The sequence below is a fragment of the Pusillimonas noertemannii genome (assembly GCF_003096595.1).
GTDB classification, from domain to species: domain Bacteria; phylum Pseudomonadota; class Gammaproteobacteria; order Burkholderiales; family Burkholderiaceae_B; genus Pusillimonas; species Pusillimonas noertemannii.
Genome location: NZ_QEKO01000001.1, coordinates 262106 through 277754, shown reverse-complemented (window position 1 = coordinate 277754; position 15649 = coordinate 262106). Strand labels below are relative to the sequence as shown.

Here is a 15649-nt window from a genome sequence, read left to right as displayed (position 1 = left end):
TACGAAGAAATTTACTGTACCCCCAATAAATAATCTAATAAAGATTAGCTACTAAGTCTACAACAATAGAGAAAACTCCGCCTCGTGGGGGGCAGCGGGACAGAAACGCCCATTTCGGCAACTACCGGCTTACGGGCCTCCGCCAATGCATCTTCTGGCGTAGACGCGAACCAAGACAAAGAAGGAAACTCGACACACAAACCAACATGTTCACTGTCTTCCGCCGACCTGGTATGTCATGTGCGCCGAGAACGCCCCCGTGGTCAAATCAATATCCGCATTGCTAATCCGCATCCGACGAGCAGTATCTTGCCAGTGTTTGACAACTGCGACTATCTCATCCGCAATTTGCTGACCTCGCTCATCATCGAGCCCATAAAAAGCGGCCGTGTTCAACACGGTTTTCAGGCTAGGCCGGTTGTCGACATCATCAATGTTCAACACATGCTCGGCCTTGTCGATATTCGGATTGACGTCAAACGCTGGTGCGAGCCTCCACCCCGTCTTGCCCAGCACAAACCCGTGATTGCGAAGGTGGTCATCGCGGTTACCAACGGCGACGTTGAACGCTACGCGCCGGAATAGCTGTTCCAGGTCTGCGTCCGCATGCTCGGCATCGCCCTGAGCTCGAATGAACTGCGCCAATTCCAGGTAGCTCGTGCCTTCGCTTTGGGTCTTCCGGAGCAGAGTCATTGCCGAGGCATAGAAGCGTCGCGCACCATTCACGCGATCGAACCTCTGTACGCAGAAAGTGTGAAAGTCGTTGTTGAGCTTGATCAGCCTCGCAGGCGGTACGTCTATCCCGGCTTTTTGGGCGAGTTGGTGAACGACATATTCCCAAGCTCCAACGTCTCGATCATCATCCCTGGCAGGGAACTTGCCGATCCAGAGTGAGCCGTCGGCTTCGGTAAAGTTGGCCTTTGGCCTTGCCCCACCCAATGACGCACCAGGTGCAACGAGTACGGTGAGCCACTTGCGCAGCGCATCGAGGTCGTCGATACGCCGGTTGCTGAGCTGGTAGGCCACGGCTTCCAGCTCTCGCAGCGTCGTTACCGGTGGAGCCGCCATTTTCTCGTCCCCAAGAAATACTTCTGTACCTGGCCGGCGAAAGCGTAGCGCACCCTGGCGGGTGTGATCTTGCACGCCGATGAGGAAGTCCCAGGTATATAGCGTACGAGGAGGACGTTTCTCATCTTTGGCCTGCAGCGCCTCGCGCCGTTTCATCAGGGTTTGTCCCCAACGGTCGGGCGATGAGTCCAAGAAAATGCCGAAGTTGCCTAGCTCCGGTTTTGGAAAGAAGGGATGTTCGTCCAGCGAGAGGTCGGGGTCCAGCGCGAAGGCGCGAGGGTCTTGCAACCAAGCGCGTTCGTAATAGAAGCGGATCTGGCCACGATCGTGAGCGAGTGCGCCGACTAGACATGCAGGGCCGAGGTCATCGTTCAACCAGACCTCCAAGGTGTTGTCCTGTGTGCTCATGCGGGTTCCTCATTGCTTGAGGCTGACGAGGGCTTGACCGCTTTGGCATGGGTGGCCGTGTGGCGCTTGGGAGTCGGCTCAAGCGCCAGATCCTGCAATTTTCGGCCGACCCTATCGTCGGCCCCAAGTTGATTGAGGTCGTCCTCAAGGCCAAGCACGGCCAGAACCCGGACATAAGATCCCAGCGTAGCGCCAGGATCGCCCGCCTCGACCTTGTACAAAGTGGTTCTGGAAATTCCAGCCCGCTGGGCTACGACGGCATTGCTTAGTTGGCGTCGCTTGCGGGCAAGGCGCAGCCGCTCTCCCAGTGCAGAGAGCAGGCGCTGCTCTTGAGGAAAAACGATTGGTGGCTTGCGCGGCATTTTCGCTATTATGGACAATATGAATCAATTTCGTCCATAATAGCTTAAAATTAGATTAGCGGCTACACATTCTGACAAGCAGCACGATACACCTGCTCTGTACGCTCCAAAAAAGAGCGGGTAGAAAAAAGAGCCTCAACTCTGGCCCGAGCAGACGCACCCTTGGCGGTAAGCGCCGCCGGGCTCTCATCAAGTATCGCCCGCAGGCGCTGTGCAAGCGCCTGCACATTACCCACTGGAACGACCCAGCCATCGATACCTTCACGCAAATTCTCGGGAAGCCCCCCTGCATTTGATACGAGCGCGGGCAAGCCCATCGCCATGGCTTCACAGCACGCATACGAGGAAGCCTCGCGATACGACAGCACGAAACCGACATCACAGGCAGACAAGATGCCGCGCACATCCGCCACCAGCCCCGGGAACACCACCTGCCGCTCTTCAAGCCCCAACCCCCGCACTTGTGCCATAACCCGTTCAGAAGGTGGGTCTCCGGCTACGACCACGCGAATACGCTCGCGAAGCTCAACAGGAAGAGTCGAAGCAGCTTGCAGCAACAGCATCCAGCCCTTATCAAGATCCGTACCGCCGGTGCTTCCAAAAACAACTGCATCGTCGGGCACAGGACCAAACAATGCTTGCCGGGCCTGGTATCGCTCTTTTGGATCGACCGAACAAAAGAACGCCGGGCTGATGCCGTTGCGTATAACGTGAATTGGCTTTCGGCTGTAAGAAGAGGCGAGCAATTGCTGCCCTACGAACTCACTAGCGGCAATGGAAATATCGGTGCCCAGTGCCGCCCGCAATCTATGGCCAAAACTGCTGACCGCATTGGTATTGTGCTTCGTCCAGACAATAGCCGGCCGGTGGCGCAGACCAAGCCGGGCGAACATGACATGACGATGATCTGCCCCGCCATTAACATGCACGACATCGAACCGCTCATGCTTCAAGAACCGTCTTAGGCGCCGCACTTCTACAATAAGCGCCAGAGGACGAGAGGTATATAGACCAGGCAGCACCCGAATGCCCTCTATGGCCTGTGCATGCTTATAGAGCCGGCCCGTGGGGGGCGCGGCCAAGGTCAGGTCATACCGTCCCTTCAAGCCATGGAGCAGATTGAGAATATATGTGACATGGCCCCCGCCATTGCCATGATGTATGTCGGTTATGAGTATTTTTTTAGCCATCAGAACGCACCAAGAGCGCAAACCGCCGCGAACATTTCGTGACCGTGCCAAGTACTTGCCTTCGGCAAGCTAGGTCAGGCCTGAATAATTATTATCTTAAGCACCGAGGGGCAGCTTGCCACCCCCATACCGCCACCCTGCCATTGTTGTCATAGTTGGTGGTGGCATCATCAAACCGCCCGCCCCCGCTATCGGGACAAACCGGTTTGGGCCAGGCTGTATATCACCCGCTCCCTCGATATCTCGGATAATAGCATCGGTAAAGGTTCGATCCCCCCAGGTATCTAGATGCGTTGGTCAAGCCATTGTCTGCGGCACGCGCCACACCGCTGCTCAAAGCCCGGCCCGCCGAACGCGCCGCCCTGCTACAGCGCAGCATCTGGATGCTGCTTGCCTACCAAGGCGCCATCTACCACATGGTGACCTCATAGCTGGCAAGCCTCTACAGGCGAACCACAAGTAGATGTGGAAACGACATCGGTGTTTGCCACCATAGAGATGCTGAACCATTCCGAGCTACTGTCCATACGGCCCAAGAACGTGGCCTATGCGAGTTGGAAAAGTAGCCTTGATGCTAGATTGACACCTGCCGGCACATTACCCGATCGGCGCTATTGAACAGATGGAGACGATGGTGAATCCGTTGATGAAGGTGGTGTTGAAGGCGGCTAGGGAGTGTGTGGAGTGATGATGGCCATAGGGGCCCACCCACCTACTTCTCCAGCGCCCCGCTCAAAGCCAATGCCGCCCGCAGCGTGTCGTTAATTCGAGTCTGCCAGCCGTTTCCGCTGGCACGCAGCGCAGTCACCACGTCTGCATCCAAGCGGATCTTGATCGCTCCCTTCGTAACGGCCTACTTACTGCCTGCCGGACGCCCGCGTCGACGCGCAACCATGAGTTCCGACGTATGCACTTGGGCAAAGCTCTCCACCTTGGCCTGGGCCAGGGCCAGGGATTCACGCAGGCTTGGCAGCGCATACCCCGCGTCGGCTTCGATAGCCGCCGCAATCTTATCTATAGCAAGCTGCCTCAGGATTTTCACGATTTCCCACACACATGCTGAATGTCTATGACTGACACTGTTTCCCGCTCAGCCTTGGTGTACACGAGGATGAGTAATACCACCTCATCGTCGTTGAATTGACGAAACTCTAACAAAGAAAGAAATTCTGGAGACACATGCTCGAATGCTAAGTTGAAAAGTGAGTCACATTCAAGTTTCGTTGACAACGTAAAGGAATTTCAATTCGACACATCCAGTACACTTCGAAGGTAGCCCACAAATTTCAACTTCGTATAATTGACACCATTTCGCTAGGCGATACCTCCCGCCGAGCTTTCACATAGAGTTTCTGGAGTATTCCGTGGCAGTAAACAGCGACGCTTCCAATTCCCTTAAAGAAATCGATTTACGCGGCTTCTTTAGAACATTATATGCTTCGAAGGCACTCATCGCGCTCGTAATAGTACTCGTCACGGGTGCGACAGCTTTGTATGCATTTTTGACACCTCCTATATATCAGACTGCGGTGCAGATATTACCTCCCTCTCCCAGTGGTCTAGCAAGTTATAACCTAGCCAGTCAGCTTACGGGAGTGGCTATTAGTGGCACGGTGGATGGGGTGGCTTCTCCCGGTATCGAGCCGTTAACCTCAACGGAAGCATATAAAGTCTTCTTGCGCTATTTAAACTCCAATACGATTCGTCAACTTTTCTTCGATCAGTATTATCTCCCTGCCCAAGCAAAAAATGCCACTGAAGGCGATAAGGAACGGGCTTGGAAGCGGCTTACCAGACAACTCAATGTTGAATTACCAAATCTTCGAGATAATGACTATGAAGCACGATTAACTTTAGAGGGGCATAATCCTAAAGTAATTGCCAAATGGGCTGATAGCTATGTCGAATTAGCAATCCAGTCCGCCCGGGAAGATTTGTTAAGCGGCCTTGCTAGTCAGCTGAAAATACGGGAACAGAGCCTGGAAAACCAAATATCGACACTACGTGAAATTGCCACGACAACAAAAAGAAATCGCATTATTAGACTGGAAGAGGCTTTGACCATCGCGGAGTCTATTGGACTCGTCGACCCCCCCTTGGGGGCACCTGTAGTAACGATTGGGAATCGAACTGAATCTGAGACGCTTATGAATGGAAACGCTCTTTATATGCGGGGATCCAAAGCATTACGCTCGGAACTTGAACAATTAAAGCATCGGGAAAGCGACGATGCTTATATTACCGAGCTTCCGAACTTACTTAAAAAATTGGCGCTAATTCGTGATGTTGACTTAAACCCCACACTTCTTTCCGTTGCTATGATCGACAGGGAGGCGATTGAACCCCAAGAACCATTTAAACCGCAAAAGGCTCTACTCATAGCCCTCGGCTTAATCCTAGGAGCTGTGCTAGGCATATTTATTGCGCTAGTTTTTCGCTTAGTACGCGACTCTAAATAAATTGGCACCCAAATATACTTCGGTAGATTTGCCTTGATGTGTTAATTGTGCGTCACGCGGCTTTTTGCTTAAAGCCTGTACCGTTCCACGGATTGAGTGCGCATGCGGCAATGCCAATATAACGTCGATTAAATTAAATATATGAACGTTAGTCTAAGCGTTAGCCTCTTATATGCACGGTAGTCGCTTTTGTTCAAATGAGGACTTAATGAAAATTTTAGTAACTGGAGGAGCTGGCTTTATCGGCTCTGCTCTAATTCGGCACATTATTGCCAATACCAAAGACTTTGTAGTGAATGTCGATAAACTTACCTACGCGGGCAATCTGGAATCGATAGCCTCTGTAGCGCAGGACGAACGCTACACGTTTGAGCACGCAGATATCTGTGACCGCGCGAAGATGGACGAACTGCTAAGGCGACACCAACCTGATGTGATCATGCATCTAGCAGCCGAGTCTCACGTCGATAGATCTATCAGTGGTCCGGCGGCGTTTATAGAGACAAATATCCTCGGAACATACACCTTATTAGAAGCTGCCCGTTATTACTGGCTTCAAATGAATGCAGAAAGGAAACGAGTTTTCCGCTTTCATCACGTTTCAACGGACGAAGTCTATGGAGATCTGGAGGATGCCCACACACTCTTCGTGGAAAGCACACCATATGCGCCAAGCTCACCTTACTCAGCCAGTAAAGCGAGTTCCGATCACTTAGTACGCGCATGGCACAGAACATACGGGCTCCCCATACTAATTACGAACTGTTCAAATAACTACGGACCATACCACTTTCCCGAAAAGTTGATCCCCTTGGTCATACTCAATGCGCTGGAGGGGAAAGAACTACCTGTATACGGCGATGGACATCAAGTGAGAGACTGGCTATATGTTGAGGATCATGCCCGTGCACTCCATACTGTCGTAACCGAAGGCCAGGTGGGGGAGACATATAATATTGGCGGGCATAATGAAAAACGCAACATTGATGTGGTCAATACGATTTGCGCATTATTGGATGAATTAGCTCCCCGACGATCTACAGAATCTTCTAAATACGCTGACTTAATTGTCTATGTCAAAGATAGGCCTGGGCATGACGTGAGATATGCCATTGACGCCACGAAAATACAACGCGATCTGGGCTGGACCCCGCAAGAAACATTTGAGACGGGGATTCGAAAGACAGTCGAATGGTACTTATGTAATTCCGCTTGGGTTCAGAACGTGAAAGATGGTTCATACACACAGTGGCTGATTAATAATTACGCATCTCGGGGCTCTGCCGAATGAAAATACTATTATTGGGAAAGAACGGGCAAGTTGGCTGGGAATTGCAACGATCACTTGCACCTTTAGGCCCAGTGATTGCGTTAGATCGATCTTCCCCTACCTGTGGCGACTTGACGGATTTGTCTGGACTAGCAACTACCGTTCGCGCTATCTCGCCGGACGTTATCATAAATGCAGCCGCATACACTGCGGTTGATAGAGCAGAACGAGAATATGACTTAGCTCATAAGGTAAATGCCCTCGCACCGGGCGTCTTGGCACGTGAAGCAGCACGTATAGATGCTCTATTGATTCATTACTCAACCGATTATGTTTTTGACGGGACTGGTTCCCTGCCTCGTACAGAAGACGCCCCTACGAGCCCCTTAAATGTATATGGCCTCACGAAATTGCTAGGGGAGGAAGAAGTAAAGAGTAGCTCTGCCCGATACGTAATTCTACGTACCAGCTGGGTTTATGGCGCTTTAGGAAGTAATTTCGCGAAAACAATTTTGAGGCTAGCGGAAGAGAAAGAGGAGCTGCGCGTAATCAATGACCAATTCGGCGCGCCGACAGGCGCGGAACTTATCGCAGATGTCACGGCATTCATTCTGCATACATCAGCAAATCGTTCGATATCAAATGGCACTTACCATCTAACGGCTGCAGGCGAAGTTTCTTGGTACGAATACGCACGCTTTATTATCGACTACGCGCGTACGAATAGTGATCGGCGCGTAACAACCCAACTTAATCCTACTACGACGAATGAGTATCCTACAGAGGCACTACGTCCTCTGAATTCACGCTTAAATACACAACGCTTGCAGAAGACTTTTTCGCTCCAGCTTCCGCACTGGCAAGACGGAGTTTCGCGTTTACTGACTGAGATTTTATAGAAATGAGCATCAACAATCGAAAAGGCTTGATTCTTGCAGGTGGCTCGGGCACTCGGCTTCATCCCATCACCTTGGGGGTATCTAAACAACTGTTGCCCATCTATGACAAACCCATGATTTACTATCCCTTGTCTGTGCTCATGCTTGCAGGTATTCAAGAGGTTTTAATTATCTCAACACCGAGCGATCTGAACGGTTATGTGAATTTATTAGGCGATGGACATCGGTTCGGTCTCAATATTACATATGCGGAGCAACCGTCACCAGACGGATTGGCGCAAGCGTTCCTTATAGGAGAAAAGTTTATTAATGGATTTCCCAGTTGCCTCATTCTTGGAGATAACATTTTCTATGGGCAAAACTTTTCAGCCCGGCTAGCTTCCGCCAATGAGCGCGTATCTGGGGCCAGTATATTTGGGTACCATGTCCGGGATCCAGAGCGCTTTGGCGTCGTCGAATTCGATGAGAGCGGTAGGGTAAAGAGCCTCGAAGAAAAACCTACTACTCCAAAATCAAATTACGCTGTCACAGGACTCTATTTTTACGACGAACAGGTGGTTGATATAGCAAAAACTATTCGACCGTCCTCGCGGGGCGAACTCGAGATTACGGATGTCAACAAGCATTATCTCCTGCAAGACGAATTAAACGTGGAGTTGTTGGGACGCGGATTTGCCTGGTTGGACACAGGGACTCATGAATCATTACTGGAAGCAGGTCAATTTGTCCATACGATTGAGCATCGTCAAGGATTAAAAGTCGCATGCCTAGAAGAGATCGCTTGGCGCGCAGGCTGGATTACGGACAACCAACTCGAGTCCCAAGCACAAGGTCTGAGCAAAACCGGATATGGGCAGTTTCTCTTGGGACTCTTGAAAAGGAACGCTTAATTATGAATGTTTTGAATACTCCGTTAGCTGATGCATTAATCTTTGTTCCAAAAGTACACGGAGATCATCGCGGGTTTTTTTTTGAAAGTTTTAATCAACGATCGTTCGAGAAACATGTGGGCGCATCGATTAGCTTTGTACAGGACAACCACTCTCAGTCGTCCCGAGGTGTGATAAGGGGCCTCCATTATCAAATTCGGCAAGCTCAAGGCAAGTTGGTGCGGGTTGTAAAAGGAGAAGTATTCGACGTCGCGGTAGATCTCAGGCGTAGTTCCAGGACATTTGGCAAATGGTTCGGTACTATTTTGTCTGACGAGAACAAGCATCAGTTCTGGATTCCCCCCGGATTCGCTCACGGCTTCCAAGTATTAAGTGATTCTGCAGAATTTCTGTACAAGACGACGGACTATTGGGCGCCTGAGTATGAGAGGAGTGTCCTGTGGAATGACCCTCAGATTGGGATCCAATGGCCAATTATGGACGACATCATCCTCTCAGAAAAAGATGGAATGGCCCCCCCCTTGGCTACGGCGGATATCTTCTCATAGTCAATCCATTTCTCTTTTCCTCGAAATGAAACCGATAAAAAGCGAACTTAAGAAGTCTCCGATGTCAGTGGGGAACGAATGTCGCTGAGTAGAAATACGATATGGAATCTTACTGGCGCAGGCCTACCTTTACTGGTCGGCGCGGCGACTATTCCTTATATGACGAGCAAGTTGGGGGTAGAGCGCTTCGGCATCCTAACTCTATTGTGGGCGGTCATTGGTTATTTCAGCCTCTTCGACCTCGGCATGGGGCGAGCGCTCACACAGCAAGTTGCACAATCGCTAATTGGCGGCAACAAAGAAGAAGTCCCGGGGATCATAAAACTAGGGGTTCTACTCACTTTGTTCACAGGGCTCGCTGGCTCCGTGTTGCTGCTAGTGACAGCTTACCCTCTGGCGTACACAGTTCTGAATGTCTCTGTAGAGTTCCAGCGCGAAACATTTAATAGTCTACTCATTGCTGCAGCCGGCATTCCTCTCGCCACGTTAAGCTCGAGCTTTCGAGGAGCGCTGGAAGCCTATGAAAGGTTTTTTTCTAGTAATTTAGCTAAGATCTTTCTCGGTGTTTCAATATTCCTCTTTCCGGCACTAGGCATCTTTGTGTTTGGGCCAAATTTAGTTGGAGTCACCGTTTTACTCATATCGGCACGGTTATTGAGCTGTGTTATATACCTTCTACTTGCACTAAGGCTACCGAGCGGAAATTTTTTTTTCACGCGCACCAATCGAGAAATGCTTAAGCGCTTATTCTCTTTCGGCACGTGGATGACTGTTAGCAATCTAATTAGTCCTATTCTAGTAAATATAGACAGATTTATAATTTCTTTTCTCTTAGGCGCAGGTGTTGTTGCTTATTACACGCTTCCGTTTGAATTCTTAGCCAGGCTCCTAATCCTACCAGCGGCGATCGGCTCAGCTCTGCTACCTCGTCTGGCTAAACACCATTTAAACGATTCAGCCACTGCCAAACGCACTTACCACCAAGGCTTGATAGTAACCGCAGCACTAATGGGCACCATTTGTGTCGCGGCAAGTTTAGTCTCGTATCCGCTCATGGAATATTTTATCTCCACGGAGTTCGCAGACAAGTCATGGAGGATCGCTGCCATTTTGGCGGCGGGAGTATTTATAAATGGTATAGCCTACATTCCATTTACCGCGCTACATTCTCGAGGCCTAGCTCGGCCAACCGCTATATTGCATGTCGCTGAACTACTTATATACGTACCCCTATTATATTATTCGATCAAGACTATTGGATTGGAAGGGGCAGCAATTGGATGGGCTTTAAGAGCTCTCATCGACTGCCTGGGCCTTTTCTATTTACACAGTCGGAGAAAATGAGGTGTTGTTTGAGCCACGCTTTCTATTCATCTTCCTTTGGACTGCGCAAGGGCTCGGTTATTTCATCTTGGGGGCGGGATTTGACCAATTTGCGACAACAACTTGGGCTCTTGTACTCCTCGCTGTAGTAGCATTTTTCATTGGTGGGACCGTTGGCTCCCACATTCCTGTAGTGTCAATCAAGCGCGAGTCTCTCGATAAGTTCGGCCTCGATTCAATACGTCTCTTCGCGACGCTCGTGTTTCCGATTTATATCGCGGTTGCGTGTCTTAGTGGGCTTGAATTTCTCCACGCCTTATCTGTTGCAACAGATCATAATTTGACTCCGTCCTCCATTAGACTCGCGGTTATTTTAGATTTTTTAGGTCCACGCGACTTCTCAGGCCCGTTACGAGTGTTCTATTTCGGTGTCGGGCTTTGTATTTATTTACTTGCGTATGCCCGCCGTTTTTCACGTTGGGTAATAGCGCTAATATTCTTGGTTGGGCTTCTCTCAGCCGTTGCCACCACAGGGAGACTATACCTCCTGCTGTTCTTCATCAGCACTATCACGCTATTCTATCGGCAGCGCATAGTATCGATTCGAACGGTGCTAACGGCTGGAATTGGGTTCGTCTGTATATTCTTTTTGCTAGCTTTAATTTTCAAAAAGGGGGCTGAAAGCGCAGATACTATTCTTGGAATGTTGGAGTGGAATGCAAAGGTATATTTACTGAGTAGCCTTGGATGCTTTAACGACTATATCGTTTCAGGAAACCAATATTTCGACAATGGCTTGCTCATTCCGAACCCCTTAAGAAACCTCATCAATACTATCTTGGACTTTCATATACCGGCAAAACCTCCGCTTTACCCTTTTACGGAAGTGCCTGTATTTTGCAACACTTACACTATTTTATACCCGATACACAATGATCTTGGAGCGCTGGGCGTAGCCACGATCATGAGCCTCCTAGGGATTTTTCATAGTTATTTATTTCGCCTGCAGACCTACAGCAGCTCTCCCACTGTATGGTATTTTTTCTCCTTATCTCTATATCCTCTAATGATGTCGGTATTTGAGGATGCATATTTCTCCTCGATGGGGTTCTGGATTCTTCTTTGGATTCCACCCACACTTCATTACATTTTCCACAGCCTGCTGAAGAGTTTTTACTCTAGCCCCCAGGCCTAACTTTTTCTTTAAATGTGCTCATAAAGTCTATGGATAATATTGCCGCATTAACGATCTGCTCTCTCAATTATCTCGCCAAAGCCCTAGTTCTTTTCGAATCGTATGTGAAATATCATCCCGACCATACCTTCTATGTAGTTTTGGTTGACAAGAAAGCCGAGCTTCAACTGGAGCTTCCTGAAGGCCTACGCGTGGTGTGGGTAGAAGACTTGAATATCCCCAATTTTTACCAAGCTGCATTCGCGTTTGACGTGATCGAGCTGAACACTAATGTCAAACCCGCTGCGATGGCTAAGCTGCTGGATCAACACAGTTGCGTCGTATATCTAGATCCTGACATCGAGATTTTTGCTCGTCTAGATCCGGTATTTACTGCCCTCAAGAAGGCACCAATCGTAGTGACGCCGCATTGCAATACTCCTATCTTAGATGGTTGCAAGCCTGACGACTTGGAATTTATGCGTTTCGGCACCTTCAACCTAGGTTTTATAGGAGTATCGAGAACAGATGAAGCACGAGCCTTCTTGAGTTGGTGGTCTGACCGTTGCCTTCACTTTGGCTTTTATGAGCCGCAATCGGGTCTAGCCGTAGATCAAAAGTGGGTAAATCTAGCCCCATCCTACTTTCCGAACTTACAGGTTCTGCATGATGTAGGTCTCAATGTAGCTTTCTGGAACCTGCATGAGAGGCACTTGTCGCTAATTGCTGGTGAATGGGTAATAAACGAGCAGTTTCCACTGTATTTTATACACTTCAGTTCTTTTGACACTGCTAATCCAGCCCGCATTGCCAAGAAGCAAGATCGTTATCCACCCGGTAGTCGCCCGGATTTTATTTCTTTGGCCGAGGGCTACGCCCAAAAGCTTATGTCCTTTTCCATCCAAGCGTATGAGGGGAGTCTCTATAGTTTTGACTACTTTGAAGACGGCCGGTACATCTGCCCGGCGCTACGACGATTGTATTCGGCACTTAAAGAATCAAGATTTGGGGATGTTCGCAATCCCTTTCTCACTAACGGAAGCGTACGGCGATTTGCAGAAGCCAACGGCTTGATGATAAAAGATGACGCGGCTAGCGTACGTCACACATTCAAAGATCTCCATGCCCATGGCTGGCAATACAAAGTGATATTGCGCTCACTCAGACTTGCGCTTCGCCTCCTCGGACCTGACAGGTATTTCAATCTAATGAGATTTATGGGCTATATTTCTTCATTACGTAATCAAGGCGAAATCTTTAAAGACGAGCGCAACGCTTCTGGTCAATGAAGCTATGGAGTAGAGCTGTATGAACATATTAATTACGGGTGGACTTGGGTTTATAGGCGCGTCTCTGGTGCGCCTACTAAGCCCGACAGGACAATATAAGATAACTATTGTCGATAACTTGAGCCCTCAGATTCATGGCGATTTTCCAGCTATTTCCGAAACATTAGTGCCTTTTTCGCAAGTAGACTTTATTCGGTGCAGCGCGGAGCATCCATCAGTATACTTATCTGCTCTCACTAATGCCGACGTTATAGTTCACCTAGCTGCAGAGACGGGAACGGCTCAGTCAATGTATCAAATAGCACGGTACAACGCCGTTAATACTCAAGCCACAGCGAACATTTTGGACACTTTGGCAAATAACAAGAATAGAGTTCGTAGGATCATCCTTGCATCCTCCCGCTCCATTTATGGTGAAGGAGCATATAAATGCGTATCGCACGGCGTCGTTTATCCTGGCGCCCGTACCATAGAACAATTGAGGTCTCATGAGTGGGATCCAACCTGCCCTCATTGCTCTAGAAGGCTAATTTCAGTTGCTACTCCTACGCTAGCCCCCCCTAATGCCGCATCTATTTATGCAGCTACCAAGTACGCACAAGAAGACTTGATACGAATTGCGTCGTCGGCTTTGGGAATCGACACGTCGATCTTGCGTTTCCAAAACGTGTATGGCGCAGGGCAATCATTAAATAATCCTTATACCGGCATCCTATCTATCTTTTCTACGCGCATTCGACGCGGGTTGTCTTTGCCCATTTTTGAAGACGGCCAAGAAACCCGGGACTTCGTCCATGTTTCAGACGTCGCTAATGCGATTCGCCTTTGTATAGACTGCGATTCGAGAGGGAGCCAGATTTATAACGTTGGATCGGGCATTCCGACATCCGTTATGGAAATCGCTACCATGCTCGTACGTATACTAGACGGTATGCATCAGCCCCACGTAACTGGGGAGTATCGGATAGGCGACATACGCCATTGCTACGCTGACATTTCACAATTCGAAAGCGATTTGGGCTACTCGCCGAAAGTTAGCCTTGAGGAAGGTTTAAGAGATTTTGGGCGCTGGGTAATGTCCCAACCCCTTCCTCATGATGGACTTGACAACGCAAACAAAGAACTGAAAAAGCGCAATTTAATGAATTAATATAACGATGAACAATGAGAACCCCATGCGTTTCTGGGACCTTGTCTATAGCGACTTGGTACGAAAAGAAGCGCTGTTTCAGCCCTCCGCCTCTCCTCCTCATAAAAGGAAAGGAATTTATTTAAAGGCTCTTTCTCCGAGGTCTCTGCCAGTCTTCTTATATCGCTGCGCCTTTTACTTCAGAAAAACTCCTCTTCGCTTTCTTTCTCACCTCTTCTCCCTGGCCAATTATCTATTTTTTGGGTTGGAAATCGCCATGGACTGTAGGATTGGCCCTGGACTATTTTTAGCACATACTCAAGGAACAGTTATAGGGGCATACGAAATTGGACGAAATGCAGTTATATACCAAGGCGTGACTCTGGGCGCGAAAAGCTTGAGCTTTGCTTTTGACAGCGAGCACAGACCTACAATTGGCAACGACGTCGTGATCGGGGCTGGCGCAAAGATTCTGGGCGGAGTTACGATTCACGACAATGCACAAATTGGAGCAAACGCCGTTGTAGTTACCTCGGTGCCCCAATCCGCCGTAGTGGGCGGTGTTCCCGCTAAAATACTTAAGTTTTTGGATGACAAAGCTTGAATACTCACTTGCTAAATAAGTCAGTATTATTAATGGCGCCAGGTTTTTTTGGCTATGAAAAAGAAATTTCAGCTGAATTAAAACGCCGTGGAGCCCAAGTTGATTTCATTCTAGACCGTCCGTTTGCGTCGCCATTAGTGAAGGCGATCACTAAAGTCTGGCGTGATTCTACTATTGTATTTGCCGACTTTTATTACAGGAAGAAGCTAAAAGAATTTAATAGGGAGACTTATGACTTAATATTCGTGATCAACGGACAAACTCTTTCTGAATCCACTCTGAAACACTGGAAAAGAGCGTTCCCGAATGCTACGTTTGTACTTTACGCTTGGGATTCGTTTAGAAATCGGAAGAAAATAATAGGAAATTTAGAGTTTTTTGATTCCTGTTTTACCTTTGACCCAGAAGATGCTCACAAGTATTCCATAAATTTTAGGCCATTATTTTTTTCTACAGCCTTTTCAAGACAGGATGATTATGCTCCTGATTATGACATCAGCTTCGTTGGAACTGCTCATACTGACCGATATAAAGTAATAAGTACGGTGTTGAAACGCACTAGGGGAAAGGTCAGCTTTTATGCGTATCTCTTCCTTCAGGCGAAATGGGTGTTTTACCTTTACAAAATATTTAAACCGGAGTTCAGACGAGCAGCGATTAACGAATTTCACTTTCAGCCACTGAGCAAAGAGGCTGTAAAAAATGTCTTCGAGCGTTCAAAAATTATTCTAGACGTTGAGCATTATGCTCAAACAGGGCTCACAATCAGAACATTTGAAGCTTTGGGAGCTGGTAAAAAGTTGATAACCACAAATAGCCAGATTTCCAATTATGAATTTTTTTCGGAGAATAATATCTGCATAATTGATCGAAACAATCCTGTAATACCGGATTCATTTCTACGTACACATTATAACGATCTCCCTGCCGAGATTTATGGAAAGTACAGTATCGCTGGCTGGCTAGATCAGATATTACAAATATCCTGTAAATGATAATAAACCCCTCAGTCCGATTTATCGTATCCGACATTCGC

The 15649-nt window shown here is 48.5% G+C and carries 17 protein-coding genes; 12 read left to right on the top strand and 5 right to left on the bottom strand.

The features are described 5' to 3' along the window. Nucleotides 1-210 precede the first annotated feature (210 nt). The 3 genes from C7440_RS01260 to C7440_RS01250 form a co-directional block, all read right to left on the bottom strand. A complete protein-coding gene (locus tag C7440_RS01260) occupies nucleotides 211-1476 on the bottom strand; it encodes a type II toxin-antitoxin system HipA family toxin (RefSeq protein ID WP_116517172.1) in 1266 nt (421 codons plus the stop codon). Continuing rightward, the gene (locus tag C7440_RS01255) at nucleotides 1473-1838 is read right to left on the bottom strand and encodes a helix-turn-helix domain-containing protein (RefSeq protein WP_116517171.1); all 366 of its coding nucleotides are present in this window, start codon (nucleotides 1836-1838) and stop codon (nucleotides 1473-1475) included. Before C7440_RS01255 ends, C7440_RS01260 begins: the two co-directional genes overlap by 4 nt. A gap of 62 nt (nucleotides 1839-1900) precedes the next feature. Next, a complete protein-coding gene (locus C7440_RS01250) occupies nucleotides 1901-3028 on the bottom strand; it encodes a glycosyltransferase family 4 protein (protein ID WP_116517170.1) in 1128 nt (375 codons plus the stop codon). A gap of 305 nt (nucleotides 3029-3333) precedes the next feature. Here C7440_RS01250 and C7440_RS20155 point away from each other — a divergent pair, with 305 nt between their 5' ends. Next, nucleotides 3334-3459: a hypothetical protein gene (locus C7440_RS20155; protein ID WP_257215297.1), complete on the top strand. Its 126-nt coding sequence runs from the start codon at nucleotides 3334-3336 to the stop codon at nucleotides 3457-3459. A 281-nt stretch (nucleotides 3460-3740) separates the two neighbouring features. Here the strand turns inward: C7440_RS20155 and C7440_RS20005 are convergent, their stop codons facing one another. Then, nucleotides 3741-3863, bottom strand: coding sequence for a BrnA antitoxin family protein (locus C7440_RS20005; protein ID WP_116517169.1), 123 nt, complete (start codon nucleotides 3861-3863; stop codon nucleotides 3741-3743). Between the two features lie 18 nt (nucleotides 3864-3881). Next, entirely contained in the window at nucleotides 3882-4070 is a 189-nt protein-coding gene (locus C7440_RS20000) for a hypothetical protein (protein WP_180064369.1), read from the bottom strand. 322 nt (nucleotides 4071-4392) lie between these two features. Here C7440_RS20000 and C7440_RS01235 point away from each other — a divergent pair, with 322 nt between their 5' ends. The 11 genes from C7440_RS01235 to C7440_RS19690 all read left to right on the top strand — a co-directional run bounded on the left by C7440_RS01235 (nucleotide 4393) and on the right by C7440_RS19690 (nucleotide 15608). Then, nucleotides 4393-5487 carry a Wzz/FepE/Etk N-terminal domain-containing protein gene (locus C7440_RS01235; protein WP_116517168.1) on the top strand — a complete coding sequence of 365 codons (1095 nt, stop codon included), beginning with the start codon at nucleotides 4393-4395 and terminating at the stop codon, nucleotides 5485-5487. Between the two features lie 208 nt (nucleotides 5488-5695). Continuing rightward, nucleotides 5696-6778, top strand: a complete 1083-nt coding sequence (gene rfbB / locus C7440_RS01230) for a dTDP-glucose 4,6-dehydratase (protein ID WP_116517167.1) — start codon at nucleotides 5696-5698, stop codon at nucleotides 6776-6778. Further along, nucleotides 6775-7656 (top strand): dTDP-4-dehydrorhamnose reductase, encoded by an 882-nt coding sequence (gene rfbD, locus C7440_RS01225; protein WP_116517166.1) that lies wholly within the window; start codon nucleotides 6775-6777, stop codon nucleotides 7654-7656. The genes rfbB and rfbD overlap by 4 nt, the downstream gene beginning before the upstream one ends. Nucleotides 7657-7658: 2 nt before the next feature. Continuing rightward, nucleotides 7659-8546, top strand: coding sequence for a glucose-1-phosphate thymidylyltransferase RfbA (gene rfbA, locus C7440_RS01220; protein ID WP_116517165.1), 888 nt, complete (start codon nucleotides 7659-7661; stop codon nucleotides 8544-8546). Between the two features lie 2 nt (nucleotides 8547-8548). Beyond that, the gene (gene rfbC / locus C7440_RS01215; protein ID WP_116517164.1) at nucleotides 8549-9094 is read left to right on the top strand and encodes a dTDP-4-dehydrorhamnose 3,5-epimerase; all 546 of its coding nucleotides are present in this window, start codon (nucleotides 8549-8551) and stop codon (nucleotides 9092-9094) included. 78 nt (nucleotides 9095-9172) lie between these two features. Then, nucleotides 9173-10438 carry a flippase gene (locus C7440_RS01210; protein WP_116517163.1) on the top strand — a complete coding sequence of 422 codons (1266 nt, stop codon included), beginning with the start codon at nucleotides 9173-9175 and terminating at the stop codon, nucleotides 10436-10438. Nucleotide 10439: 1 nt separating this feature from the next. After that, entirely contained in the window at nucleotides 10440-11612 is a 1173-nt protein-coding gene (locus C7440_RS01205; RefSeq protein WP_165832402.1) for an O-antigen polymerase, read from the top strand. A 29-nt stretch (nucleotides 11613-11641) separates the two neighbouring features. Then, the gene (locus tag C7440_RS01200) at nucleotides 11642-12880 is read left to right on the top strand and encodes a glycosyl transferase (RefSeq protein ID WP_116517161.1); all 1239 of its coding nucleotides are present in this window, start codon (nucleotides 11642-11644) and stop codon (nucleotides 12878-12880) included. Nucleotides 12881-12899: 19 nt separating this feature from the next. Next, the gene (locus C7440_RS01195; RefSeq protein ID WP_116517160.1) at nucleotides 12900-14030 is read left to right on the top strand and encodes an NAD-dependent epimerase/dehydratase family protein; all 1131 of its coding nucleotides are present in this window, start codon (nucleotides 12900-12902) and stop codon (nucleotides 14028-14030) included. Nucleotides 14031-14055: 25 nt separating this feature from the next. Beyond that, nucleotides 14056-14613: a serine O-acetyltransferase gene (locus tag C7440_RS01190; protein WP_116517939.1), complete on the top strand. Its 558-nt coding sequence runs from the start codon at nucleotides 14056-14058 to the stop codon at nucleotides 14611-14613. Beyond that, entirely contained in the window at nucleotides 14610-15608 is a 999-nt protein-coding gene (locus C7440_RS19690) for a WaaS/CpsH family glycosyltransferase (protein WP_133244244.1), read from the top strand. Before C7440_RS01190 ends, C7440_RS19690 begins: the two co-directional genes overlap by 4 nt. Nucleotides 15609-15649: the final 41 nt, after the last annotated feature.